Here is a 25,530-nt window from a genome sequence, read left to right as displayed (position 1 = left end):
GGAAGGTCTCAGATGAAGGCGATGTCGTGCAGGTACTGGCAGCCGCGCTGCAGCAACTGCGGGGTTTTGCGCGGGTAACGGGCGCCCATGCGCTCGACGCCGGCGCGGGCGTTGTCGTGCCGGATCAGCGAGATGTCGCCGATGTCTTCTTCAAAACCGTCCAGGTAGAAGCCCAATACATCGAACAGGGCGTTATCGCGGTCGACCCGCTGCAACTGCCGCTGCCATTGCTCGACGCTGACCAGCTCGAACGACTTGCCGCTGTCACGGAACACCGAAACGTAGTCGCGCCAGCTCAGCGGCTCGGGGTTGTGCAGGTTGAACACCGCCCGTTCGGGCTGGTAGCGGCTGCTGTGGAAGGCGATGAAGCGGGCGAGAAAATCCACCGGCATCAGGTCGAAGCTGAGTTCCAGCGCGGGCACCTGGCCGAGCTGCAGCGAGCCCTTGAGCATCAGCATCAGCCGATTGCGCTGGGGTTGGCAGATACCATTGCGGCTGTCGAAGGTGATGTTGCCGGGGCGGTACAGATTGACCCCTACGCCTTGGGCACGGGCGCGCTGGAGGATGCGCTCGCCGACCCATTTGCTCAGGTTGTAGCCGTTGCGGATATAGATCGGCGGTGTTGCGGCGGGGTCCTCTTCCAGCACCTGGCCATCGGCGTCGATGGCGCTGCACGCCGACAGGGTCGAGATGAAGTTGAATACCTTCTTGCGCCGGCCTTCGCACAGGCGCAGGCACTCGAACAGCGGCTCGACGTTGTCGGCGGCCAGGCTGCGGTAATCCAGCACATGGTTGACCTGTGCGGCGTTGTGCAGCAGGGCGCCGTATTCGCTGTCCAGGTAGTGATACTCGGCCTCGGCCAAGCCCAGGCGCGGCTGGCGCAGGTCGGCCGCAAAGACTTTCACCCGGCTCATGTCGAGCTCGTGCAGGCCGTTCTCCATCAGCGCTGCGGTGAAGCGTTGCTGCGCTGACTGGCCGGCGCTGGCACGCACCAGGCAGGCGACTTCGCTGGCGCCCCAGCTCAGCAGCGCTTCGACCAGGTGCACGCCGAGAAAGCTGTTAGCGCCGGTGACGATCACCTTGTGCACGTCGCCCAGCTGCGCCATCGGCAGAACCTGCAAATCCAGTTCGCGGCAGGCATCGCGTTCGGCCTGCGGGTCGTGGCCGAGCAACTGTGCTTGCTCACCGCTGACCAACATGGCCAGGCGTTGCACCGTGGGCATCTCGATGAAGCGGTTGATCGCAATGCTGCGGCCGAACTGTTCACGAACGGCGAGCAACAGGCGTGATAGCAGGATCGAATGGCCTCCGAGGCTGAAGAAGCTGGCATCGGTGGAGATATCTTGCTCGGGCAGTTCCAGCAGGTCGCTCCACACGCCGACCAGTTGGGCTTCGACCGGCGTTACCGGGCCGAAGTGATGGTTGCTTGGTGCCAACCCCAATGGCATTGCCAGCAGCGCCTGGCGATCGATCTTGCCGTTGGCGGTGTAGGGCATCTGCGCCAGGTGTTGGTAAAAGGTCGGGCGCATGTAGTCGGGCAGTTGCTGCTCGGCATGCAGGCGCAGGCTTGCTTCGCCATCATCGACCGTGGCTTGCGCGCAGAACGCCAGGATCCGTCGCCGACCGTCGATGACCACGGCCACCTGGCGGAACAGGCCGCTGCTGCGCAGGCAATGCTCGATCTCTTCCGGCTCGACCCGAAAGCCGCGAATCTTCACCTGGTTGTCGCGCCGGCCACAGAGTTCGATACCGTCGGTGGTCCATTTGCCGATATCGCCGGTGCGGTACACACGCAACGGCTTGCCGTCGGCAAGGGTGAGGTTGAGGAAGCGCTCAGCACTCAGGGCTGGATTGTTCAGATAGCCCAGGCTTACGCCCGGCCCGGCAATGTACAGCTCACCGGGCCTGTTTTCGGCTACAGGCTGCAGGCCTTGGTCGAGGATCAAGACCTGAGTGTTGTCGATCGGACAGCCCAGGTTGCGGTTGTTGTCCTCAGCCTGGAACACCCGGGTGGTGGCCAGCACCGTGGTTTCGGTGGGGCCGTAAATGTTGTGCAGCCGGCACTGCCCGGCCAGGCGGGCAATCACCTCCGGCTCACAGACATCGCCACCGGTGATCAGGTGCTGCAAACCCAGCGCCTGATCGCGCGGCAGGATGCTCAGCAGCGCCGGCGGCAGGAAGGCATGGGTCACTTGCTGTTCGCGCATCAGCGCCAGCAACTGAGCCGGGTCACGGCGCTGGTCTTCAGTGGGCACCACCAGTTCGCCGCCAGCGATCCAGGTTGGCAGGATGTCCAGCAACGAGGCATCGAAGCCGATGGTTGAAAACTGTAGTGCCCGGCTTTGCTGATCGAGCTGTACATGGGCGCTGTACCAGGCCTGGAAGTGGCTGAGGTTGCGCTGGCTGAGCAACACGCCCTTGGGCTGGCCGGTGGTGCCCGAGGTGTAGATCGCTACGCAGGGGGCGTCTGGCGCCGGTCGCTGGCGCAGCAATGACGGTAACGGCTGCGTCAGCGGCGCAGGCAACTGGCGCAGGTCCAGGCACCGCACCGCCAGGTCATCCAATGGCAGCTGACCGTCATGCAGCAACACGCTGGCGCCGGCATTCTTGAGGATGTAACGCAGACGTTCGGCGGGGTGCGCCGGGTCCAGCGGCAGATACACCGCCCCAGCGCCAAATACGGCGAGCACACTGGCGTAGAGCGCAGCGGACTTGCCCATGCAAACACCGATTACCGGCGCTTCACTGCCCGCCGATGGAGCCGCCAGCCATTGCTGGATCGCGGCCGCCTGGGCGTGCAGCTGTGTATAACTTATGCGCTGGCCGTTGAGGTTCAGCGCCGGGCGCTCGGCATGCACATGCAGGCTCTGTTGCAGGCGCTCGACCAGCGGTACTTCGCCAGCGGCGAGCAATGGCTGATTGTCGCGCTGGTTGAAGCGATGAAACCAGGCCAGTTGCTCCAGCCAGCCGAGGCCCTGTTGCCGATCCTCTTGCCCGGGGCTGATGGCCGGTGCTTGCTGCAGGTAGTCGGGGTTTCGCGAAAACCGACTGACGTGCAGCGCGAGCATTTCCTGCAGGCTGGCGATGGCCTGCAGGCGCAACTGCTGACCGTTGCCGGACAGCTCCGGGGCCAGGTGCTGGCGCTCGATCAGTCGCTGTGCGGTGGCACTGCCGGTCCAGCACAACAGCTCGAGTGTCGGCAGTTCGCCAGCGCTTTGCAGGTAGAGCCCAAGGCGCAGGCTCAACAGCGCGCAGTCGCCCAGGCCGTGCCAGTCGCTGGCACACAGCGCCAGGCTGCCGTCATCGATGAGCAACTGTGGCTGGCGCCACGGGCGTTGTTGCAAGGCCGCGGCGCTGTTGGCCAGGTGCAGCGCGTGCCCGTGGTCGAGCAGGTCCTGGTGCAGCAGGGTCAGTGCGGGGCTGGCGCCGATCAGCAGGATTTCCAGGCGTCTCATGGCTATCTCCTTGGTTCGGGCAGGTAGTGCGCCAAGGCCTGTTGCACGCACGGCGACTCGAGCATCGCGCTGGCTTTGAACAGGCGCAGGATGTTGCACAGCAGCGGATGCCGGTGGTCGATCGGGTAGGCCATCGCCGTTACTTCCTGGCGCAATGCTTGTCGCGCGGTCTCGCTGATCGGCAGGTGATCGATCAGGGTGAAGTCGAAGCCTTTCTGGATCTCGTTGGTCAGGTACTGGGCGAGGAACACCGGCAGGATTTCGGCAATGCATTGCCGATCCGCCTCGGGCGCGCTGTGCCAGTAGATGCGCACCAAGCGTGCCCAGAAGGTTGAATGGCGGCCTTCGTCAAGCAGGTGATCGGCCATCAGCCCCTTGACCGATGGTTTGACCGTGTCGTCGCGGGCAAAGGCGGCGACATCGTCGGTCAGGGTATTTTCGGCGATGCCCACGCAGATCAGCTCCAAGGCGTCGCGCAGGTGCTCCGGCGCCAGCGCCAGGGCCGCAGGAATCGCCCGGCTCAGCTCAATTTCCCGGGGCAGGGCAATCGGCTCGATCGCGGTCAGAGCGATGGTCTGCTGCATGAAGTCCATGGCCACCAGGGCGTGGTAGTCCTCATCCACCACCACGGTCATGGCGTCGTAGCGACAGGCGAACGGAAAGCGAATGGCGAAGCGGTCCTTGGCGATCCGCCGCGCCGTGCGGTCGACGATCTCGGTCTCGAAAATCACCACGTCATTGATGAACTTGTACAGGCTCTGGGCCAGGGCAAAATCGCGCTGCTGCGGGCACTCGCGGACAAAGGTCTCACTGAGCACCAGCGGCTGGCGGCTGAGCGGGTAGATCAGGCGCTGATCGTCCTCGACCAGGCGTCGTGGCCGGGTGCGGATAGTTGCCCGGCTCTCCCAGGTCTCGGCGAAGGAGTGATAGTCGAGGGCGTTCATGCACTGACCTCCGCGACGGTTTCGCGCATCGACAGGCGTAGCCGGTCCCACAGGGCGATACGGCTGTCGACGGCGGCGATGGCGGCTTCCAGCACCTGGCGCTGCTGCACCGGGTCGCCTTTGACCAGTCGTTCGAGCAGGGCTTGGGCGGCGGGGCCGTGGTCTTCGGAGTCGACCTCGATATGCCGTTGCAGGTAGTAGCGGAAGGTCGGCGCCTGTTCGCCAGTGATACCCCAGTCATCGAGGATGCGCTGGAACATGCCTGGGATGACGCTTTCGCGCCCATGCAGGAAGGCCGCAGCGACACTGTGGGCCGGTGCGCCAAGGGCAGTCTCCAGGGTATGGCAGACGAACTGGCGGGCCGCCTCGCTGGCGCCTGCGCGTTGCAGGGCGCTGGCGTAACCCACTCCGTCACGCTGCAGGCCGACGAAGCGCTCGATCGCCGCCGTGTTGGCGCCGACTTCGCGCATGGCGTCCAGGTACAGCTCGAAATGACTGTAATGCCCCTGGCCCAGGCGGTCGTCGGACTCTTCGCCGAGGACGATCTCGTTGATCAGACGGGCGGCGTGGGGATCAAGCGGTGGCAGCCAGGGCAACTGGATGCAGGTCAGCTCCTGCTGCAGTCGCTTGGTCAGCGACATGAAATCCCAGACGGCAAACACATGGGTTTCCATGAACCGCTGCAATACCGGCAAGGAATCTATTTCGGCAAAGATCGGGTGTGCGGCAAGTTCGGCTTTGCGGGCGATAAGAAGCGAAGTCAAAGTATTCATGGGGTTTCCTTGGCACTGGCTAACATCCGGTTAATGGCTCTCATTGGCAGTGTCGAAGTTTTCAATGGTCGAGCAGGGGCCTCGACTAAATTATTCGATAGCGGCGCAATGGCGGGCGTATCGATGCAGTAAGCATCGTTTTCAGCGTTGAACGGGTTCCTGGCGGCCAGGCTGGCCCGTGCCAATAAAAAGTTAGAACAACTTGTAAGTGTTCGGCAATAACTTTGTTAATTATATTTTCTGTTGTTGTTTTTAAAGTGTAAGCGGGTGGATTAAAACTTTTATATAAAGTTTTATTGGCATGTAAGTACTCCTTCCGGCAATAAATCGCCAGAATAAAAACTGCATGAGTGAATGCCTCACTCGGAGCACTAGAACAATGGAAGTCGGACCTGGTTGACTCTTGAGGGCAGCTGATCGATATCGGTCCTTGCCCGGCGCGAGGCTCCTTCTGCAGGTGTGCAATAGGCAGACGACCTGGCCCGCCTGACGGCGATCAGCGGTCGCTGTGCGGGTAAGAGTGTGCCGAAAATGCAGGGGCCGCCATGGCTGGCTGAAACAGGAGGAGACAATTCAGGGGCGAGAGCCCCCGCAGGCAGGGAGGTAGTGGGCCCTGGTTTACAGGCTTAGCAGGCCCAGGTGGGTATTGATGATCTGGATCAGGCGCTGGTTACGCATCGGGTCGTCGCCGGGCTCCTCAGGGAGTTCGATCAGCTCGATTTCGCGGCTGCTGAAGTCATGCCAGCCCAGCATCCGCGGCAGATAACCCGACGGATAAAGGGCTGTGACGGGTACTTTGAGCGCGGCTACCGATTCATCGCCCGTGGTCGCCTGCGGGCTGTCGCAAGTGGAGACAAACAGATGACGGGTCTGCCCTGGATGCAGTTGCTCGGTGTGATTGGCGAGAGCCAAGGCCAGCTGCGCGCCTGCCCCCTGACCGAACAGCGCATGGGGTTTGCGCAGGTACACCTGCAGGCGTTCGACCAATGACGCGACCAGGGCGCAGTTGTTGTACGGGGGTTGCGACGTTGTCAGCTCGCCGTAGGCCAGGACGTTGACGGTCACCAGTTCGATATGGTCATTGAGCGCCACCGACCAGGCGCGGTACTGGCTCAGATGGTCCTGGCTGCAGGCAAGGCAGATCAGGCGAATCTGGGGCGGCTGGGCAGAGCCTGGTACGGTTCTGCGCTGAAGAGTAGGAGCGTGCACTGCCTTTCCTTTCGCTCAAGGTGTGCCCCGAGCGCAATTGCTGCCATTGGCCGGGGTCGCCGGCTGTGGCGGTGGTTTCACTCTGCCGATTGTCGGCTCAGGTAGGCCTTGATCGTTTTCGCCCCGTTGTTCAGGTGGCGTTCGAGAATCCTGATGGCATCTTCAACCGACTTGTCATTGGCGGCATCCACCAGCCCGATGTGATCGTCCTGGGTCAGCTTGCCCAGGCCCATCGAGGATAAGTGAAAGCGCAGGAAGCGTTCTTCTTCATTCAGCTCGTTTTCAATCAGGCGCAAGAGTTTCTGATTGCTCGCCTTGCTGTAGAGGCTCATGTGGAACAAGCGGTTCAGGCGGCCGATTTCGGCATGCCGGGTCTCGTTTTCCAGCTGGGCGATATAGCCGCGCGCCAGGGCAATGTCCTCGGCATCGAGCAATGGAATCGACTGACGCAGCGCTTCAGATTCCAGAATGACCCGCAAGGCATAGGTGTCTACGGCGTCTTCGCCGATCAGTGGTGCGACCACCGCACCCTTGTGCGCCACCACCTGCAACAGCGATTGTGCCTCCAGCTGGCGCAAGGCTTCGCGTACCGGCATGCGGCTGACACCGAACAAGGTAGCCAGCTCCTGTTGGCGCAGGGCCATGCCAGGGGGCAGGCGGCCATCGAGGATGGCACTGCGCAGCCGCTCTTCAATCACGCTACGCGCCAGGTGTGGCGGTACTTGTTCGCCACCCAGGATCTCGCTCAGGGGTCTGGTTTTTCCGGCCACGCTGTCTATGCCTGAAGTCGAAGTGAAAAATTGGATCCAAGATCCAGCAACACTAGTTAGGAGAGAGTTACTTGTCAAACTGTGGCGTGCGCCAACCCTGATTTCTTGGCTAAACAGCAATCAACGGCCGCGTGCTTGCTATCGTGAAGGAAGTTTTTGTTCAAGGGAAGCCGGGTTGCCGCCCTTGCCGGACAGGGGGTTGCCCGTGATCAACGGATTGCTGGCGCAATGATTGTAAGGTGCCATTGTTTTTTCCGGGTCGAGGCCGCACCATCGGCGTTTTTCCACAGGTCTGGGCGGATTATTCGCATTGGCGATACGTTGGGCTGTTCAATTGACCCTGCGCCGGCTTGGCCTGGCGGTGGTGCTCGGCTGCCTGTTGCTCGGCGGCCTGCACGCGGATTGGGATTTCTCCCAGATCAGCCGCCGTGCCCAGTCGTTGTATGGCCCGCTGGGGCCTGGCCAGGGCCGCATCGATGCCTGGCAGAATCTGTTGGCAACCCAGAAGCAGGGCAGCGAAGCCGAACGCCTGAAAGTGGTCAATCTGTTCTTCAACCAGCAGCTGCGTTATGTCGAAGACATCGACCTGTGGCGCGAAGTGGATTACTGGGCAACTCCGGTGCAGTCGTTGATCAAAGGGGCTGGCGACTGCGAAGACTATGCTATTGCCAAGTATTTCAGCCTGCGTCGGCTCGGGGTTCCTGCCGAAAAACTGCGTATTACCTACGTCAAGGCCCTGCGCCAAAACCGCGCGCACATGGTCCTGACCTATTATTCAAGCCCGGAGGCCATGCCGCTGGTACTCGACAGCCTGATCGATGCGATCAAGCCCGCCAGCCAGCGGCCCGACCTGTTGCCAGTGTATTCCTTCAACGGTGAAGGCCTGTGGCTGACCGGTGCGGGTGGCAACAAGAAAGTGGGCGACACCAAGCGCTTGTCGCGCTGGCAGGATCTATTGAAGAAGATGCAGGCCGAAGGCTTCCCCGCCGAGCCGGCTTACTGAAGGAGCACAGATGTCACTGTTCAAACAATTGCTGCTTGCCATCTGCCTGTTCCTGGTAGTCGCCTTCAGCGGCAGCTTCATGGTCAGCCTGGAGAGCTCGCGCAGCCAGTACGTCAACCAGCTGCGCTCGCATGCCCAGGACGCCGCCACGGCCCTGGCGCTGTCGCTGACGCCGAATATCGACGACCCGGCGATGGTTGAGCTGATGGTCAGCTCGATCTTCGACAGTGGTTACTATTCGAGCATCAAGGTCATCGATACGGCCTCCAACGCCTTGCTGGTCGAACGTCATGCCGAACCTGATGCCAACGGCGTGCCGGCCTGGTTCATCCGCCTGATCGGCCTGGAGGCCGCCGGCGGCGACGCCATCGTTAGCCGTGGCTGGCAGCAGGCGGCGCGGGTCGAGGTGGTCAGCCATCCGATGTTCGCCCTGGCCAAGCTCTGGCAGAGCGCCCTGGGCAGCCTCGGCTGGTTGCTGCTGTGTGGCGCCTTGAGCGCGGTGCTCGGCGCCTTGCTGCTGCGTCGCCAGCTCAAACCGCTGGATTACATGGTGGCGCAGTCCCACGCCATTGCCCGGCGTGAATTCCTCAGCCTGCCGGATTTGCCGCGTACCCCTGAGCTGCGCCGGGTAGTGCAGGCCATGAACCAGATGGTCGAGAAGCTCAAGGCGCTGTTCAAGGAGCAGGCCGAGCGCAGTGAAAAGCTGCGGGTCGAGTCGTACCAGGACAGCCTCACCGGTCTTGCCAACCGCCGTTATTTTGAAATGCAGCTCAACGCCCTGGTCAGCAACCTCGAGGAGGCGCGCCCGGGCTACCTGCTGTTGCTGCGGGTCAAGGACCTGGTCGGGCTTAACCAGCGCCTCGGTGGCCAGCGCACCGACCAGTTGCTGCAGGCGGTCGGTCAGCAGCTGCAACGTACCTGCGCCAACTACCCGGAAACCAACAACCTGATCACCCGTAGCCGCGGCGGCGAGTTCGCCGTGCTGGCGCCGGGGTTGGTGCATGAAGAGGCGATCCAGCTGGCCCAGGCCCTGGAAGTGACCCTGCAGAGCCTGGCCGACACCGGCGCCAGCGATGTGACCCCGGTCGCCTGCATCGGCATGGCCCCTTACAACCCGGGTGACGAGCCTCAGGCTTTGCTCAAGCTGGCCGACGAAGCCCTGGCCCGCGCCGAAAACCAACTGGAGCCGGGCTGGGTGTGCCTGGAGCAGGGCACCGCGCCGCAAGCCGGCGATACCCACCACGCCTGGCATACCCTGCTTGATGCTGCGCTGCAGCAAGGGCGTTTCCAGTTGTTCTTCCAGCCGGTGGTGGCCTGTGAAGCGCCGGAGCGCGTGCTGCATTACAAGGTGATCTCGCGGGTGCTCGATGCCCAGGGCCAGGCTATTGCCGCCGGGCGCTTCCTGCCGTGGCTGGAGCGCTTTGGCTGGTCGGCGCGGCTCGACGTGCTGATGCTCGAGCAAGTGCTCAAGCACATGCACACCCACAAGGAAGCGCTGGCCCTGAACCTGTCGGCAGCGACCTTGGCCGACCCCAAGGCGTTGCAGCGGGTCTATGACCTGCTCGGCCAGAATGCCGTTCTAGGCCCGCGTCTGACCCTGGAAATCGGTGAAGAGCAACTGCCGGAACAGGCCGTGCTTGAGCAACTCACGCGGCGCCTGCGCAGCCTTGGTTTCAGCCTCAGCCTGCAGCGTTTCGGCGGGCGTTTCAGCATGATCGGCAACCTGGCGCACCTGGGCCTGGCTTACCTGAAGATCGACGGCAGCTACATCCGCGCCATCGACCACGAACGGCACAAGCGCCTGTTCATTGAAGCGATCCAGCGCGCAGCGCACAGCATCGACTTGCCGCTGATTGCCGAGCGGGTCGAGACCGAAGGTGAGCTCAAGGTATTGCGCGAAATGGGCATTCAGGGCGTTCAGGGACGACTGGTCGGCGAGCCGGCACCCTGGCGTTGAGGCAAGCAGCTGCAGGCCCGCAACGGGCCTGCAAGGCTTAGATCAGACCGCCTTCTTCATTGTCATCGATCAGGTTGTTCAGACCGCCCAGGGCTTCACGGGCACTGGAACGGTTGAGCAGTTTGGCCTGCGCGCCGGGCGGCAGGTCGGTGATGCTGATCACGCCTTTGGTGGTCAGCACTTCGATCAAGTCCTCAAGCACCCGGATCATGTCCAGGTCACTCTGCTTGAGCTGCTTGAGGCTGTTCTCGACGACATCGTCGGCAAACCACGCCTGGACCTCGGCATGGTCGGCTGGAAGCATCTCCGTGTATTCGGCGTAGGGTGCGGCCTCTACCCGGACCAGTTGGCCCTGTGCATCGCGTTGCACGTAGAACATGGGGTATCCCTCTGAATGTCAGTCCGTATCCGCAGTCAGCAGAATAGGCCAAGCTGGACGGGCGCGTAGCCCCGGCGAGCGAGTATGCGCTGTGAATAGGGTGCAGGCAAAGTCCGAAGCGCTGCGCCAGCCCGGGGAGGGCTGGCGCAGGCCGTGGATCAGCTGTTGGAGTGGTCGATCTTGATGGTCGGGTCGGCACCGGTTACCAGCGAGTTGATCGTGGTATTGGCCCAGTTGACGCCTTCCAGCTTGATCGTCACATCGGCATTGGCCAGGCCGCCGGAGGCATTGAGCTTGCCTTCGGAGCTGACCTGCAGAGTCGACTCGCCGTTGACCGTGGTGATCTTCAGGAAGTTGTCGATGGTGCTGGCCTTCTCGCCCTGGAGCAGGTCGCTCAGGTCCAGACGGTCACCTTCGGCAGCCTTGAAGTCCTTGATAACGTCCTTGCCGGTGTCGCCGGCCTTCCACACGAAGGTGTCGGCACCGCTACCGCCGGTCATGATGTCGTCGCCCTTGCCGCCGATGAGGATGTCGTTGCCTTCACCGCCCAGCAGGGTGTCGTTGCCGGTACCGCCAAGCAGGATGTCATTGCCCTTGCCGCCATCGAGGTAGTCGTCGCCACCCTGGCCGAAGAGAATGTCATTGCCGTCGCCACCGAGCAGCGTGTCCTTGCCATCGCCAGTACGTGATACATCGAACTCGCTGACGTGCTCGGAGATGTACTGGTGCAGCACGCGTCCGTCGACATCACTCTGGTTCACGCCCAGCTTGCCGGCCACATAGGCTTGAATGGCTTCGACGCCGTTGCCGGCAATGCCGTCAAAGCTGACCAGGTCACCGAACAGAATGTCATTGCCGTCACCGCCACTGACTGCATCGTTGCCCGGCAGGCTGGCCTCGGTATGGCCAAGAATCGCTTCGGCCAGTTTGCTCGGGTCGATGTTGGCCTGCGGTTTGCCATCGGTGTCATATGGTTTCAGATCGTTGGAATTGACCCCGCCATTGAGGCCGATCGCTTCCACGCTCGAATGCTTGGACAGCAACAGGAAAGACTCTTTGGAGTTGGCGTCGACGTAATACCAGTTCTGGCTCGACAACTCATAGGTGCCATCACCCTGCGCGTGCAACTCGCCCGAAGCGTTGCTGTCGGCGCGCCAGCGATAGCCATCCCAGTATTGCGACGAGAGGTTACCCTGCTTGTCGATACTGATCCGGTTGTAGCCACCGACCATTTCGTTGCTGATGACATTGCCCAGTTTGTAGTTCAGCGAGGCCAGTACGCTATCCATCGAATAGCCCGAGTCTTTGAACGTCGGGTTGCCACGCTCGTTGCCCTGAGAAACATTTGGCTGGCCATCGGTGATGAAGAACGTCTGGTTGCTACCGGTGCTGCCAGCGTCCTTGAGGTTCTGATACCAGTTGGCGGTGGTTTTGAATGCATCTTCGTAGTTGGTATTACCGCCAGGAGCAAGCTTCTTCAGTGCAGCTTGCAGCGCTGCCAGTCCACCATTGTCAGCCAGGTTGATCGAGAAGGTGGTGTTGACCTGGGTGGAGAAGTCCACCAGCAGAATGTTCACCGTACCCGACTGAGCACCTTTGACACTGTTAGCCAGGGTGTTGAACACCGACTCCAGGGATTTCTTCGCCGCGTCCACACCGGCGTAACCCATACTGGCTGAAGTATCGACAATGAACGCCAGGTTGTAATCCTGCCCTGGCGTTACATGCAAGCCATTGACGTCGGCGACCACGATGTCGTTGCTGGTGCCAAAGTCGCGGTTGTCGTTATCGGACGTCAAGTTGGTGGTGGCATAGGTATCCGGGTAAACGGTGACCTTGATAGTGCCCTGGGTGAAGTCAGTGCTGCCGTTGGCCTTCTCGGTGGCCGTCGAGGTGACGGTCACGTCGAACTGGCCCTGGTAGTAGGCTGGTGGCTTGATGGTCAGGCCGTTCAGGTTCCAGCCAGTAACATCGACCGCGTCCTTGCCGACGGTGATGGTATGACCGGCGCCATCGCTCAGTACCGAGCCGGCCGGAATGCCGCCGAGCTTGACGTTGAGGGTTTCCGAACCATCGGTGTCGGTGAGGTTGGTGGAAATACCGACCAGCTTGACGGTGCCATTCTCGGCGCCTTCGTTGAGCTTGTAGCCCTGGTAGTAGCCTTCGCCATTGGCACCGTGCAGCTCGCCGACGGTGACGCCGGCGTTGGTCAGCTCGTTCACGCCCGGGTACATCGGAATGTTGGCGTTGTTCAAGTCGACCGGGGTGCTGCCGTTGACCGACAGGTTGACGTCATAGCTGCCCGGGCCGCTCTGGTTGGCGTGGTAGATATCCAGGGTGTAGTAGCCGCTGATGGTCGGCTTGAACGAACCACTGATCGCACCACCTGCGCCCCAGGTCGCCTGGGCCACGTTCTTGCCGCCGATGGTGATCAGCAGGCTGTCATCGCCAATACCGCTGAAGCTGTAGGTCTTGCCCGCTTCGAGGTAGATCAGGCCGGAAGTCTTCGAGCCCGAACCGCCGACGACGCTGGCGTCCGACTGGGCATTGGTCACCAGCGAGCTGCTGTTGGCCTTGCCCGAGTTGTCGAACACGGTTTTCAGCGCATCGCCGGTGATGCCGTTGCCGTTGGTGCCCAGGCCGCTGAGGCTGTTCCAGGTTTCCTTGACCAGGCCGATCGAATTGACGTTGTTGCTGCCGATGTTCAGGTCAGGCTTGTCGGCGACCGGGGTGATGTCGACCTTGATGGTGGCCTCGTTGCCCAGGCCCTGGCCGTCAGTTGGCTTGAACTTGATCTGTGCGTAGTCGGCTTCTTTGTTGCCCACGCCGGTGCCGCCGTTGGCATCGATGCCCGACTCGTTGCGATCCGGCACGAACTTCAGCTTGCCGGCGTCGATGTCAGCCTTGCTGAAGACCTTGCCAGCGTCCGCTTCGGTCAGGGTTTTCCAGACGTTGCCGTCCTTGTACTGCAGCACGCCGTCGGCGGGCAGCTTGGTGATGGTCAGGCCCAGGTTGGTCGCCGGGGTGTCGGCATCGGTGATGCCGAAGTTGGCCCAGCTCAGCACCAGGTCGGTGTCTTCGGTACCGGTCACAGCGCCGCCCGCGGCCACAGGTGCCTCGTTGCTGACGATGGTGGTGGTGACACTGCCAGCGCTGCCGCTGATCGCCAGGTTCTCGAAGTTGCCGCCGGTGGCCGAGTCGATCTTCACGGTGAAGTTCTCGGCGCTCTCGGCAATGCCGTCGCGGATGATCGGTACGCTGAAGGTGCCGGTGCTGCTACCCGCCTTGATCACCACGGTGGCCACGCCGGTGTAGTCCGCACCATTGGTGGCGGTGCCGGTGTAGGTCAGCTTGATGACCACATCGGTTTGCGCCTTGTTGGTCAGGGTCAGGGTGTAGTTGGCCGAGTCACCTTCGGCCACCGAGGTGGTGCCGCTGATGCTGACGGTGGTGGTGTCGAGGGTATCGGTCACCTGGGTGACGGCTGGCTGCTTGCTGATTGCCAGGTCTTCGAAGTTGCCACCGGTAGCGCCGGTAATGGTCGCGTTGACACTGCCGGCATCGATGTACACGTCATCGGCTGGAGCGGCAACCACGGCCTTGCCTTCGGTCTTGCCGGCTTCGATGACAATGGTCGCACCGTTGCTCAAGGTCACGGTGACCGCGGTCTGCGCCTTGTTGCTCAAGGTCGCGGTGTAGACGATGTTGCCACCTTCGGCGACCGATGGCGTGGCGCTCAGGGTCAGGTTGGTGGTGTCGATGGTGTCGGTGACGCTGGTTACGGCGGACGAACCGTCGATCTTCAGCTCTTCGAAGTCACCGCCGGTGCTGCCGGTGATTTTCGCACTGACGCTGCCGGCATCGATGTACACGTCATCGCCAGGTGCGGCGATGATCACCTGGCCTTCGGTCTGGCCGGCGGCAATGGTGATGGTTTCACCGTTGCTCAGGGTGACCTTCATCTCGGTGCCAGCCGGGTTGCTCAGCTTGGCCACGTAAGTGATCGAGCCGCCTTCGGCCACGGTCGGGGTCGCGGTCAGGGTCAGGCTGGTGGAGTCCTTGGTGCCCGGGCCATCAGTGACGGTGGTGCTGGTGTTGCCGGTGCTGACCAGTTTTTCGTAGTTGCCACCGGTGGTGCCGGTGATGCTGTTGATCAGGGTCGGGTTGGTGGTGTGCACGTTGTTCGGCGCAACGTAGTCCACGGTACCGCTGGTCTGGCCTACAGGAATGGTGATCTGCTGACCGTTGGCCAGGTTGATGACCAGGTCGGAGCCGGTCACCGGCGCGGAGACCTTGGCGGTGTAGGTCACTACGCCGCCTTCGACCACATTGTTGGTGCTGGCGGTCAGGGTGACGGTGCTGGTGTCGATGGTGTCAGTGACGTTGGTCACCGCCGGCACGTTGCTCACGGTCAGCTGCTCGAAGTCGCCACCGGTGGTGCCGGTGACGGTCACGCTCAGTTTGCCGGCGTCGATATAGACGTCATCGCTCGGCGCATCGATGGTGATCTTGCCTTCGGTCTGGCCCTTGGCGATGGTGATGACTTCACCGTTGCTCAGGGTCACCTTCATTTCGGTGCCGGCTGGGTTGGTCAGCTTGGCCACGTAGGTAATCTTGCCGCCTTCAGCCACGGTATCGGTGGCAGTCAGCGACAGGCCGGTGTTGTCCTGGGTACCCGGGCCGTCGGTGACGCTGACGGTAGTGTTGCCCGCAGTGTCCAGCTTCTCGTAGTTGCCGCCGGTAGTACCGGTGATGCTGTTGGTCAGGGCAGGGTTGGTGGTGTGTACGTTGTTTGGCGCAACGTAGTCCACGGTACCGCTGCTCTGGCCGACCGGGATGGTGATTTTCTGGCCGTTGGCCAGGCTGATCACCAGGTCGGAGCCGGTCACTGGCGCGCTGACTTTCGCGGTGTAGGTTACTACGCCGCCTTCGACAACACTGTTGGTGCTGGCGGTCAGGGTGACGGTGCTGGTGTCGATGGTGTCCTTGACGTCGGTGACCGCTGGAGTGTTGTCCACAGCCAGCTTCTCGAAGTCGCCGCCGGTGGTGCCAGTGACCGTCACGCTCAGCTTGTCGGCGTCGATGTACACGTCGTCGCTTGGTGCATCGATGGTGATCTTGCCTTCGCTCTGACCCTTGGCGATGGTGATCACTTCACCGTTGCTCAAGGTCACTTTCATCTCGGTGCCGGCCGGGTTGGTCAGCGTCGCGGTGTAAGTGATCGAGCCACCTTCGTTGACAGTTGGCGTCGCGGTCAACTTGAGGCCGGTGGTGTCATCGGTGCCAGGGCCATCGGTAACGGTAGTAACCGGATTACCAGCGGTGTCCAGCTTCTCGTAGTTGCCGCCCGAGGTACCGGTGATGCTGTTGGTCAGGTCCGGGTTGGTGGTGTGTACGTTGTTGGGTGCAACGAAGTCCACGGTGCCGGAGCTGGAACCGACAGGGATGGTGATCTGTTGACCGTTGGCCAGGGTGATGACCAGGTTCGAACCGGTTACTGGAGCGGTGACCGACGCGGTGTAGGTAACTACGCCGCCTTCAGTGACGCTTGGGGTAGCGGTCAGGGTGACAGTCGAAGTGTCGATGGTGTCGGTCACGTCGGTGACAGCTGGAGTGTTATCCACAGCCAGCTTCTCGAAGTCGCCACCGGTGGTGCCGGTCACAGTGACGCTGACTTCACCAGCGTCGATGTACACGTCGTCTTCCGGAGCCGGAACAGTGATGCTGCCTTCGGTCTGGCCCTTGGCGATGGTGATGGTCTCACCGTTGCTCAGGGTCACTTTCATCTCGGCACCGGCCGGGTTGGTCAGGGTGGCGGTGTAAACAATCGAACCGCCTTCTTCAACCGAACCGGTCGCAGTCAACTTCAGACCGGTGGTGTCTTCAGTATCTGGACCATCAGTAACGGTAGTAACCGGATTGCCAGCGGTCTCCAGCTTCTCGTAGTTACCGCCCGAGGTACCGGTAATGCTGTTGGTCAGGTCCGGGTTGGTGGTGTGTACGTTGTTGGGTGCAACGAAGTCCACGGTGCCGGAGCTGGAACCGACAGGGATGGTGATTTGTTGGCCGTTAGCCAGAGTAATTACCAACGCAGAACCGGTTACCGGAGCAGTGACGGACGCGGTGTAGGTAACTACGCCACCTTCGGTCACGCTCGGAGTAGCGGTCAACGTAACGGTGCTGGTGTCGATGGTGTCAGTGACATCGGTTACGGCAGCAGTCGGGTCGACTTCGACTTTTTCGAAGTCACCGCCAGTGGTGCCAGTGATGGTCACGCTGACTTCACCAGCGTCGACGTACACGTCGTCTTCCGGTGCCGGAACAGTGATGCTGCCTTCGGTCTGGCCCTTGGCGATGGTGATGGTCTCACCGTTGCTCAGGGTCACCTTCATTTCGGTGCCGGCTGGGTTGGTCAGCGTGGCGGTGTAGATGATGTCGCCGCCTTCGGCGACGGTGCCGGTAGCGGTCAGCTTGAGGCCGGTGGTGTCATCGGTGCCTGGACCATCGGTAACGGTAGTAACCGGATTACCAGCGGTGTCCAGCTTCTCGTAGTTGCCGCCCGAGGTACCGGTGATGCTGTTGGTCAGGTCCGGGTTGGTGGTGTGTACGTTGTTGGGTGCAACGAAGTCCACGGTGCCGGAGCTGGAACCGACTGGGATGGTGATCTGTTGACCGTTGGCCAGAGTGATGACCAGGTTCGAGCCAGTAACCGGAGCGGTGACCGACGCGGTGTAGGTAACCACACCGCCTTCAGTGACGCTTGGGGTAGCGGTCAGGGTGACCGTCGAGGTGTCGATGGTGTCGGTCACGTCGGTGACCGCTGGAGTGTTATCCACAGCCAGCTTCTCGAAGTCGCCACCGGTGGTGCCGGTCACAGTGACGCTGACTTCACCAGCGTCGATGTACACGTCGTCTTCCGGAGCCGGAACAGTGATGCTGCCTTCGGTCTGGCCCTTGGCGATGGTGATGGTCTCACCGTTGCTCAGGGTCACTTTCATCTCGGTGCCAGCCGGATTGGTCAGGGTGGCGGTGTAGATGATGTCGCCGCCTTCGGCGACGGTGCCAGTAGCGGTGAGTTTCAGACCAGTAGTGTCGTCGGTGCCTGGACCATCAGTAACGGTAGTAACCGGATTGCCAGCGGTGTCCAGCTTCTCGTAGTTGCCGCCCGAGGTACCGGTGATGCTGTTGGTCAGGTCCGGGTTGGTGGTGTGCACGTTGTTGGGCGCAACGAAGTCCACGGTGCCCGAGCTGGAACCGACAGGAATGGTGATTTGTTGGCCGTTAGCCAGAGTAATTACCAACGCAGAACCGGTTACCGGAGCAGTGACGGACGCGGTGTAGGTAACCACACCGCCTTCAGTCACGCTCGGAGTAGCGGTCAACGTAACGGTGCTGGTGTCGATGGTGTCAGTGACTTCAGTCACGGCAGCAGTTGGGTCGACTTCGACTTTTTCGAAGTCACCGCCAGTGGTGCCAGTGATGGTCACGCTGACTTCACCAGCGTCGACGTATACGTCGTCTTCCGGTGCCGGAACAGTGATGCTGCCTTCGGTCTGGCCCTTGGCGATGGTGATGGTCTCACCGTTGCTCAGGGTCACTTTCATCTCGGTGCCAGCCGGATTGGTCAGGGTGGCGGTGTAGATGATGTCGCCGCCTTCGGCGACGGTGCCAGTAGCGGTGAGTTTCAGACCAGTAGTGTCGTCGGTGCCTGGACCATCAGTAACGGTAGTAACCGGATTGCCAGCGGTGTCCAGCTTCTCGTAGTTGCCGCCCGAGGTACCGGTGATGCTGTTGGTCAGGTCCGGGTTGGTGGTGTGCACGTTGTTGGGCGCAACGAAGTCCACGGTGCCCGAGCTGGAACCGACAGGAATGGTGATTTGTTGGCCGTTAGCCAGAGTAATTACCAACGCAGAACCGGTTACCGGAGCAGTGACGGACGCGGTGTAGGTAACCACACCGCCTTCAGTCACGCTCGGAGTAGCGGTCAACGTAACGGTGCTGGTGTCGATGGTGTCAGTGACTTCAGTCACGGCAGCAGTTGGGTCGACTTCGACTTTTTCGAAGTCACCGCCAGTGGTGCCAGTGATGGTCACGCTGACTTCACCAGCGTCGACGTATACGTCGTCTTCCGGTGCCGGAACAGTGATGCTGCCTTCGGTCTGGCCCTTGGCGATGGTGATGGTCTCACCGTTGCTCAGGGTCACTTTCATCTCGGTGCCAGCCGGATTGGTCAGGGTGGCGGTGTAGATGATGTCGCCGCCTTCGGCGACGGTGCCAGTAGCGGTGAGTTTCAGACCAGTAGTGTCGTCGGTGCCTGGACCATCAGTAACGGTAGTAACCGGATTGCCAGCGGTGTCCAGCTTCTCGTAGTTGCCACCGGTGGTACCGGTGATGCTGTTGGTCAGGTCCGGGTTGGTGGTGTGTACGTTGTTGGGTGCAACGAAGTCCACGGTGCCCGAGCTGGAACCGACAGGAATGGTGATTTGTTGGCCGTTAGCCAGAGTAATTACCAACGCAGAACCGGTTACCGGAGCAGTGACGGACGCGGTGTAGGTGACGACGCCGCCTTCAGTGACGCTCGGAGTGGCGGTCAGGGTGACGGTACTGGTATCGATGGTGTCAGTGACATCGGTCACGGCAGCAGTCGGGTCGACTTCGACTTTTTCGAAATCACCGCCAGTGGTGCCAGTGATGGTCACGCTGACTTCACCGGCGTCGACGTATACGTCGTCTTCCGGTGCTGGAACAGTGATGCTGCCTTCAGTCTGACCCTTGGCGATGGTGATGGTCTCACCGTTGCTCAGGGTCACTTTCATCTCGGTGCCGGCTGGGTTGGTCAGCGTAGCGGTGTAGACGATCTCGCCGCCTTCAGCCACGGAGCCAGTAGCGGTGAGTTTCAGACCAGTAGTGTCGTCGGTGCCTGGACCATCAGTAACGGTAGTAACCGGATTACCAGCGGTATCCAGCTTCTCGTAGTTGCCGCCCGAGGTACCGGTGATGCTGTTGGTCAGGTCCGGGTTGGTGGTGTGCACGTTGTTGGGTGCAACGAAGTCCACGGTGCCGGAGCTGGAACCGACTGGAATGGTGATCTGTTGACCGTTGGCCAGGGTGATGACCAGGTTCGAGCCAGTAACCGGAGCGGTGACCGACGCGGTGTAGGTAACCACACCGCCTTCAGTGACGCTTGGGGTAGCGGTCAGGGTGACCGTCGAGGTGTCGATGGTGTCGGTCACGTCGGTGACCGCTGGAGTGTTATCCACAGCCAGCTTCTCGAAGTCGCCACCGGTGGTGCCGGTCACGGTCACGCTGACTTCACCAGCGTCGACGTATACGTCGTCTTCCGGTGCTGGAACAGTGATGCTGCCTTCGGTCTGACCCTTGGCGATGGTGATGGTCTCACCGTTGCTCAGGGTGACTTTCATCTCGGTGCCCGCTGGGTTGGTCAGCGTAGCGGTGTAGACGATCTCGCCGCCTTCGGCGACGGTACCGGTAGCGGTCAGTTTCAGACCAGTCGTGTCGTCGGTGCCTGGACCATCAGTAACGGTAGTAACCGGATTACCAGCGGTATCCAGCTTCTCGTAGTTGCCGCCCGAGGTGCCGGTGATGCTGTTGGTCAGGTCCGGGTTGGTGGTGTGCACGTTGTTGGGTGCAACGAAGTCCACGGTGCCCGAGCTGGAACCGACTGGAATGGTGATCTGTTGACCGTTGGCCAGGGTGATGACCAGGTTCGAGCCAGTAACCGGAGCGGTGACCGACGCGGTGTAGGTAACCACACCGCCTTCAGTCACGCTCGGAGTAGCGGTCAATGTAACGGTACTGGTGTCGATGGTATCGGTGACTTCAGTCACAGCGGCAGCCGGATCGACTTCGACTTTCTCGAAGTCACCGCCAGTGGTGCCAGTCACAGTGACGCTGACTTCACCAGCGTCGATGTACACATCGTCTTCCGGAGCCGGAACAGTGATGCTGCCTTCGGTCTGGCCCTTGGCGATGGTGATGGTCTCACCGTTGCTCAGGGTCACTTTCATCTCGGCACCGGCCGGGTTGGTCAGGGTGGCGGTGTAAACAATCGAACCGCCTTCTTCAACCGAACCGGTCGCAGTCAACTTCAGACCGGTGGTGTCTTCAGTATCTGGACCATCAGTAACGGTAGTAACCGGATTGCCAGCGGTCTCCAGCTTCTCGTAGTTACCGCCCGAGGTACCGGTAATGCTGTTGGTCAGGTCCGGGTTGGTGGTGTGTACGTTGTTGGGTGCAACGAAGTCCACGGTGCCGGAGCTGGAACCGACAGGGATGGTGATTTGTTGGCCGTTAGCCAGAGTAATTACCAACGCAGAACCGGTTACCGGAGCAGTGACGGACGCGGTGTAGGTAACTACGCCACCTTCGGTCACGCTCGGAGTAGCGGTCAACGTAACGGTGCTGGTGTCGATGGTGTCAGTGACATCGGTTACGGCAGCAGTCGGGTCGACTTCGACTTTTTCGAAGTCACCGCCAGTGGTGCCAGTGATGGTCACGCTGACTTCACCAGCGTCGACGTACACGTCGTCTTCCGGTGCCGGAACAGTGATGCTGCCTTCGGTCTGGCCCGCAGCAATGGTGATGGTCTCACCGTTGCTCAGGGTGACTTTCATCTCGGTGCCCGCTGGGTTGGTCAGCGTAGCGGTGTAGACGATCTCGCCGCCTTCAGCCACGGAGCCAGTAGCGGTGAGTTTCAGACCAGTAGTGTCGTCGGTGCCTGGACCATCAGTAACGGTAGTAACCGGATTACCAGCGGTATCCAGCTTCTCGTAGTTGCCGCCCGAGGTACCGGTGATGCTGTTGGTCAGGTCCGGGTTGGTGGTGTGCACGTTGTTGGGTGCAACGAAGTCCACGGTGCCGGAGCTGGAACCGACTGGAATGGTGATCTGTTGACCGTTGGCCAGGGTGATGACCAGGTTCGAGCCAGTAACCGGAGCGGTGACCGACGCGGTGTAGGTAACCACACCGCCTTCAGTGACGCTTGGGGTAGCGGTCAGGGTGACCGTCGAGGTGTCGATGGTGTCGGTCACGTCGGTGACCGCTGGAGTGTTATCCACAGCCAGCTTCTCGAAGTCGCCACCGGTGGTGCCGGTCACAGTGACGCTGACTTCACCAGCGTCGATGTACACGTCGTCTTCCGGAGCCGGAACAGTGATGCTGCCTTCGGTCTGACCCTTGGCGATGGTGATGGTCTCACCGTTGCTCAGGGTGACTTTCATCTCGGTGCCCGCTGGGTTGGTCAGCGTAGCGGTGTAGACGATCTCGCCGCCTTCGGCGACGGTACCGGTAGCGGTCAGTTTCAGACCAGTAGTGTCGTCGGTGCCTGGACCATCAGTAACGGTAGTAACCGGATTACCAGCGGTATCCAGCTTCTCGTAGTTGCCGCCCGAGGTACCGGTGATGCTGTTGGTCAGGTCCGGGTTGGTGGTGTGCACGTTGTTGGGTGCAACGAAGTCCACGGTGCCGGAGCTGGAACCGACTGGAATGGTGATCTGTTGACCGTTGGCCAGGGTGATGACCAGGTTCGAGCCAGTAACCGGAGCGGTGACCGACGCGGTGTAGGTAACCACACCGCCTTCAGTCACGCTCGGAGTAGCGGTCAATGTAACGGTACTGGTGTCGATGGTATCGGTGACTTCAGTCACAGCGGCAGCCGGATCGACTTCGACTTTCTCGAAGTCACCGCCAGTGGTGCCAGTCACAGTGACGCTGACTTCACCAGCGTCGATGTACACATCGTCTTCCGGAGCCGGAACAGTGATGCTGCCTTCGGTCTGGCCCTTGGCGATGGTGATGGTCTCACCGTTGCTCAGGGTCACTTTCATCTCGGTGCCAGCCGGATTGGTCAGGGTGGCGGTGTAGATGATGTCGCCGCCTTCGGCGACGGTGCCGGTAGCGGTCAGCTTGAGACCGGTGGTGTCATCGGTGCCTGGACCATCGGTGACGGTGGTCACTGGGTTGCCCGCGGTGTCCAGCTTCTCGTAGTTGCCGCCCGAGGTACCGGTGATGCTGTTGGTCAGGTCCGGGTTGGTGGTGTGTACGTTGTTGGGTGCAACGAAGTCCACGGTGCCGGAGCTGGAACCGACAGGGATGGTGATTTGTTGGCCGTTAGCCAGAGTAATTACCAACGCAGAACCGGTTACCGGAGCAGTGACGGACGCGGTGTAGGTGACGACGCCACCTTCGGTCACGCTCGGAGTAGCGGTCAACGTAACGGTACTGGTGTCGATGGTATCGGTAACTTGAGTAACGGCCGGAGTGCCATCTACCGCAACTTTCTCAAAGTCGCCGCCAGTGGTACCGGTCACAGTGACGCTGACTTCGCCAGCATCGATGTACACGTCATCCGATGGAGCAGGCAGGGTGATGCTGCCTTCAGTCTGGCCCGCCGCAATGGTGATGACTTCACCGTTGCTCAGAGTGACCTTCATCTCGGCACCGGCCGGGTTGGTCAGGGTGGCGGTGTAAACAATCGAACCGCCTTCTTCAACCGAACCGGTCGCAGTCAACTTCAGACCGGTGGTGTCTTCAGTATCTGGACCATCAGTAACGGTAGTAACCGGATTGCCAGCGGTCTCCAGCTTCTCGTAGTTACCGCCCGAGGTACCGGTAATGCTGTTGGTCAGGTCTGGATTGGTGGTGTGCACGTTGTTCGGCGCAACAAACTCAACCGAGCCAGAGCTCTGACCGACTGGAATAGTGATCTGCTGGCCATTGGCCAGAGTAATAACCAGCGCAGAGCCGGTCACTGGCGCAGTCACCGAAGCGGTGTAAGTAACCACACCACCTTCGGCAATACTGCTGTTCGCCGTCAGGGTGACAGTCGAGGTATCGATGGTGTCAGTAACTTGAGTAACGGCCGGAGTGCCATCTATGGCAACGTTCTCGAAGTCGCCGCCAGTAGTACCGGTCACAGTGACGCTGACTTCGCCCGCATCAATGTATACGTCATCGGCAGGCGCAGCCACGGTAATGCTGCCTTCGGTCTGGCCCGCGGCAATGGTGATGACTTCACCGTTGCTCAGAGTGACCTTCATTTCCGTGCCGGCTGGATTGGTCAGTGTGGCGGTATAAACAATCGAACCGCCCTCAGCGACTGAACCCGTAGCGGTCAGTTTCAGGCCGGTAGTGTCGTCAGTACCTGGACCATCAGTAACGGTAGTTACCGGATTACCAGTAGTTTCCAACTTCTCGTAGTTACCACCCGTAGTCCCGGTAATGCTGTTGGTCAGGTCCGGGTTAGTGGTGTGCACGTTGTTCGGCGCAACAAACTCAACCGAACCAGAACTCTGGCCAACTGGAATAGTGATCTGCTGACCATTGGCCAGAGTAATAACCAGTGCCGAACCCGTCACTGGCGCAGTCACCGAAGCGGTATAAGTAACCACACCACCTTCAGCAACACTGCTGTTCGCGGTCAGGGTGACAGTCGAAGTATCGATGGTATCGGTAACTTCAGTCACCGCTGGCTGGTTGCTGACCACCAGGTTTTCGAAGTTACCGCCATCGACCTTGTCGATGCTGACGCTGACGTTGCCGGCATCGACATACACGTCGTCGCTAGGCGCTGGCACGGTCACGCTGCCTTCGGTCTGGCCTGCGGCAATGGTGATCACCGCGCCGTTGCTCAGGGTCACGGTCACCGGGGTGCCGGCCGGGTTGGTCAAGGTCGCGGTGTAGATGATCGAGCCGCCTTCGGCCACGGTGCCGGTGGCATTCAGGCTAAGGCCGGTGTCATCGATCGAATCGGTAATGGTGGTGACCGCCGGGTTCGGGTTCGGTACCAGGTTCTCGAAGTTGCCACCGGTGGCGTCGGTGATGGTGGTGCTGACGGTGCTGGCGTTGTTGTAGACGTCGTTCGGTGGCGTCTGCACGTCGACGGTGCCGGTGGTCTGGCCGGCGCCGATGGTGATGGTGCTGCCGTTGGACAGGGTGACGGTCACCGGCGTCTGCGCCGGGTTGGTCAGGGTGGCCGTGTAGGTGATCACGCCGCCTTCAGTGACACTCGGGTTGGCGGTCAGGCTGACGGTGGTGGTGTCGATGGTATCGGTGATCTGGGTCACCGCCGGGGTGGTGTCCGGGGTGATGATCAGGCCTGCGCCGCCGGTGGTGCCGGTGATGGTCGTGGAAATCTCACTGCCGTCCAGGTACACGGTGTCGTTTGGCGGGATGGTCACGCTGACGCTGCCGGTGGTCTGCCCGGCGTTGATGACGATGACCTGGCCATTGGACAGGGTCACGGTCAGGTCGGTCAGCGGTGGCTGGCCCAGGGTGGCGGTGTAGATGATCACACCACCGGCCTCGGTGATCGACGGCGTGGCGCTCAGGCTCAGGCCGGATTCGCGCGTAGGCGTGGTGGTGCTCGGGTTGTTGGTATCGTCCGGGCCACCCAGTTCCTGGGTAGCGGCGCCGGTGGCAAAGCCGATCGGGCCGGTCGGGAAGCCAATGGTCGGGTCGACCGAAGCAGCCGTGGCATCGAGCATGACGAAGCTGTGGCCACCACCGGCCGCGCCGCCGCTACCAGCGGCCGACGGGCCTGCTGCGGTGGCTTCGAGTTCGGTGGTCGGGTCAGCACCGGCGGCGATGGCCTGTTGCAGCTCTTCGACCGAAGGCGCAGCCTGGGCGGTGGCAGCCGCCAGGTCAGTGCTGCTGTCCGGGGTCTCGGCACTCCACTGGGTATCGCGGCCCAGGTCCAGGGTGCGGCCGTCGGCCAGCTCCAGGGTGACGGCGCCGGCCAGGCCGGTGAGCACTTGCTCGCCAGCGAACAGGCGGTCACCTTCGATGAGTACACGTTGAATCCCTTCTGGGGATACGGCGATAACTTGGCCAACAATGCTTTTGACGATGGCAACAACACTGCTCATTGGACTCTCCGGATTACCCGTTCAATTTGGCTTCCATGCCAGCCGGCGCTGAATTGCCGCTTTCTGATGGAATGTTTCAATAGTAAGTTTGGCGCTTTTGACGTCAATATATTGTCGATAACTGTTGGCTATTAAGTTTATGCCAAAGTATTGAC

At 61.2% G+C, this 25,530-nt stretch carries 9 protein-coding genes; 2 read left to right on the top strand and 7 right to left on the bottom strand.

The annotated features are described in order from the left end of the window. Positions 1 to 8: 8 nt before the first annotated feature. From F8N82_RS24185 to F8N82_RS24165, 5 genes are all read right to left on the bottom strand, one after another. Positions 9 to 3,455 carry a non-ribosomal peptide synthetase gene (locus F8N82_RS24185; protein ID WP_038997778.1) on the bottom strand — a complete coding sequence of 1,149 codons (3,447 nt, stop codon included), beginning with the start codon at positions 3,453 to 3,455 and terminating at the stop codon, positions 9 to 11. A gap of 2 nt (positions 3,456 to 3,457) precedes the next feature. Further along, on the bottom strand, positions 3,458 to 4,399 hold the full coding sequence (locus tag F8N82_RS24180; protein ID WP_038997777.1) for a diiron oxygenase: 942 nt from the start codon (positions 4,397 to 4,399) through the stop codon (positions 3,458 to 3,460). Then, positions 4,396 to 5,172, bottom strand: coding sequence for a DUF3050 domain-containing protein (locus F8N82_RS24175; RefSeq protein ID WP_038997776.1), 777 nt, complete (start codon positions 5,170 to 5,172; stop codon positions 4,396 to 4,398). Before F8N82_RS24175 ends, F8N82_RS24180 begins: the two co-directional genes overlap by 4 nt. Positions 5,173 to 5,790: 618 nt before the next feature. After that, on the bottom strand, positions 5,791 to 6,381 hold the full coding sequence (locus tag F8N82_RS24170) for a thioesterase domain-containing protein (protein ID WP_038997775.1): 591 nt from the start codon (positions 6,379 to 6,381) through the stop codon (positions 5,791 to 5,793). A 77-nt stretch (positions 6,382 to 6,458) separates the two neighbouring features. Next, the gene (locus F8N82_RS24165) at positions 6,459 to 7,151 is read right to left on the bottom strand and encodes a GntR family transcriptional regulator (protein ID WP_038997774.1); all 693 of its coding nucleotides are present in this window, start codon (positions 7,149 to 7,151) and stop codon (positions 6,459 to 6,461) included. 310 nt (positions 7,152 to 7,461) lie between these two features. Here F8N82_RS24165 and lapG point away from each other — a divergent pair, with 310 nt between their 5' ends. Together lapG and lapD are read left to right on the top strand one after the other, a co-directional pair. Continuing rightward, on the top strand, positions 7,462 to 8,154 hold the full coding sequence (gene lapG, locus F8N82_RS24160) for a cysteine protease LapG (protein ID WP_038997773.1): 693 nt from the start codon (positions 7,462 to 7,464) through the stop codon (positions 8,152 to 8,154). A gap of 10 nt (positions 8,155 to 8,164) precedes the next feature. Next, positions 8,165 to 10,111, top strand: coding sequence for a cyclic di-GMP receptor LapD (gene lapD, locus F8N82_RS24155; RefSeq protein ID WP_038997772.1), 1,947 nt, complete (start codon positions 8,165 to 8,167; stop codon positions 10,109 to 10,111). A 37-nt stretch (positions 10,112 to 10,148) separates the two neighbouring features. Here lapD and F8N82_RS24150 read toward each other — a convergent pair whose 3' ends face one another. Both F8N82_RS24150 and F8N82_RS24145 read right to left on the bottom strand, forming a co-directional pair. Further along, complete coding sequence (locus F8N82_RS24150) at positions 10,149 to 10,490, bottom strand: hypothetical protein (RefSeq protein ID WP_038997770.1); 342 nt, start codon at positions 10,488 to 10,490, stop codon at positions 10,149 to 10,151. A gap of 158 nt (positions 10,491 to 10,648) precedes the next feature. Continuing rightward, positions 10,649 to 25,375, bottom strand: a complete 14,727-nt coding sequence (locus F8N82_RS24145) for a retention module-containing protein (protein ID WP_338918903.1) — start codon at positions 25,373 to 25,375, stop codon at positions 10,649 to 10,651. Positions 25,376 to 25,530 lie beyond the last annotated feature (155 nt).

Source organism: Pseudomonas fluorescens, assembly GCF_902497775.2.
GTDB lineage: Bacteria > Pseudomonadota > Gammaproteobacteria > Pseudomonadales > Pseudomonadaceae > Aquipseudomonas > Aquipseudomonas putida_F.
The sequence above is the reverse complement of the archived record's forward strand: the minus strand, read 5'-3'. Positions and strand labels throughout refer to the sequence as shown.

Excerpts from the sequence above, each read along its gene's own strand:
- F8N82_RS24185 (WP_038997778.1), bottom strand. The coding sequence starts at position 3,455 with ATGAGACGCCTGGAAATCCTGCTGATCGGCGCCAGCCCCGCACTGACC.
- F8N82_RS24180 (WP_038997777.1), bottom strand. The coding sequence starts at position 4,399 with ATGAACGCCCTCGACTATCACTCCTTCGCCGAGACCTGGGAGAGCCGG.
- F8N82_RS24175 (WP_038997776.1), bottom strand. The coding sequence starts at position 5,172 with ATGAATACTTTGACTTCGCTTCTTATCGCCCGCAAAGCCGAACTTGCC.
- lapD (WP_038997772.1), top strand. The coding sequence starts at position 8,165 with ATGTCACTGTTCAAACAATTGCTGCTTGCCATCTGCCTGTTCCTGGTA.
- F8N82_RS24150 (WP_038997770.1), bottom strand. The coding sequence starts at position 10,490 with ATGTTCTACGTGCAACGCGATGCACAGGGCCAACTGGTCCGGGTAGAG.
- F8N82_RS24145 (WP_338918903.1), bottom strand. The coding sequence starts at position 25,375 with ATGAGCAGTGTTGTTGCCATCGTCAAAAGCATTGTTGGCCAAGTTATC.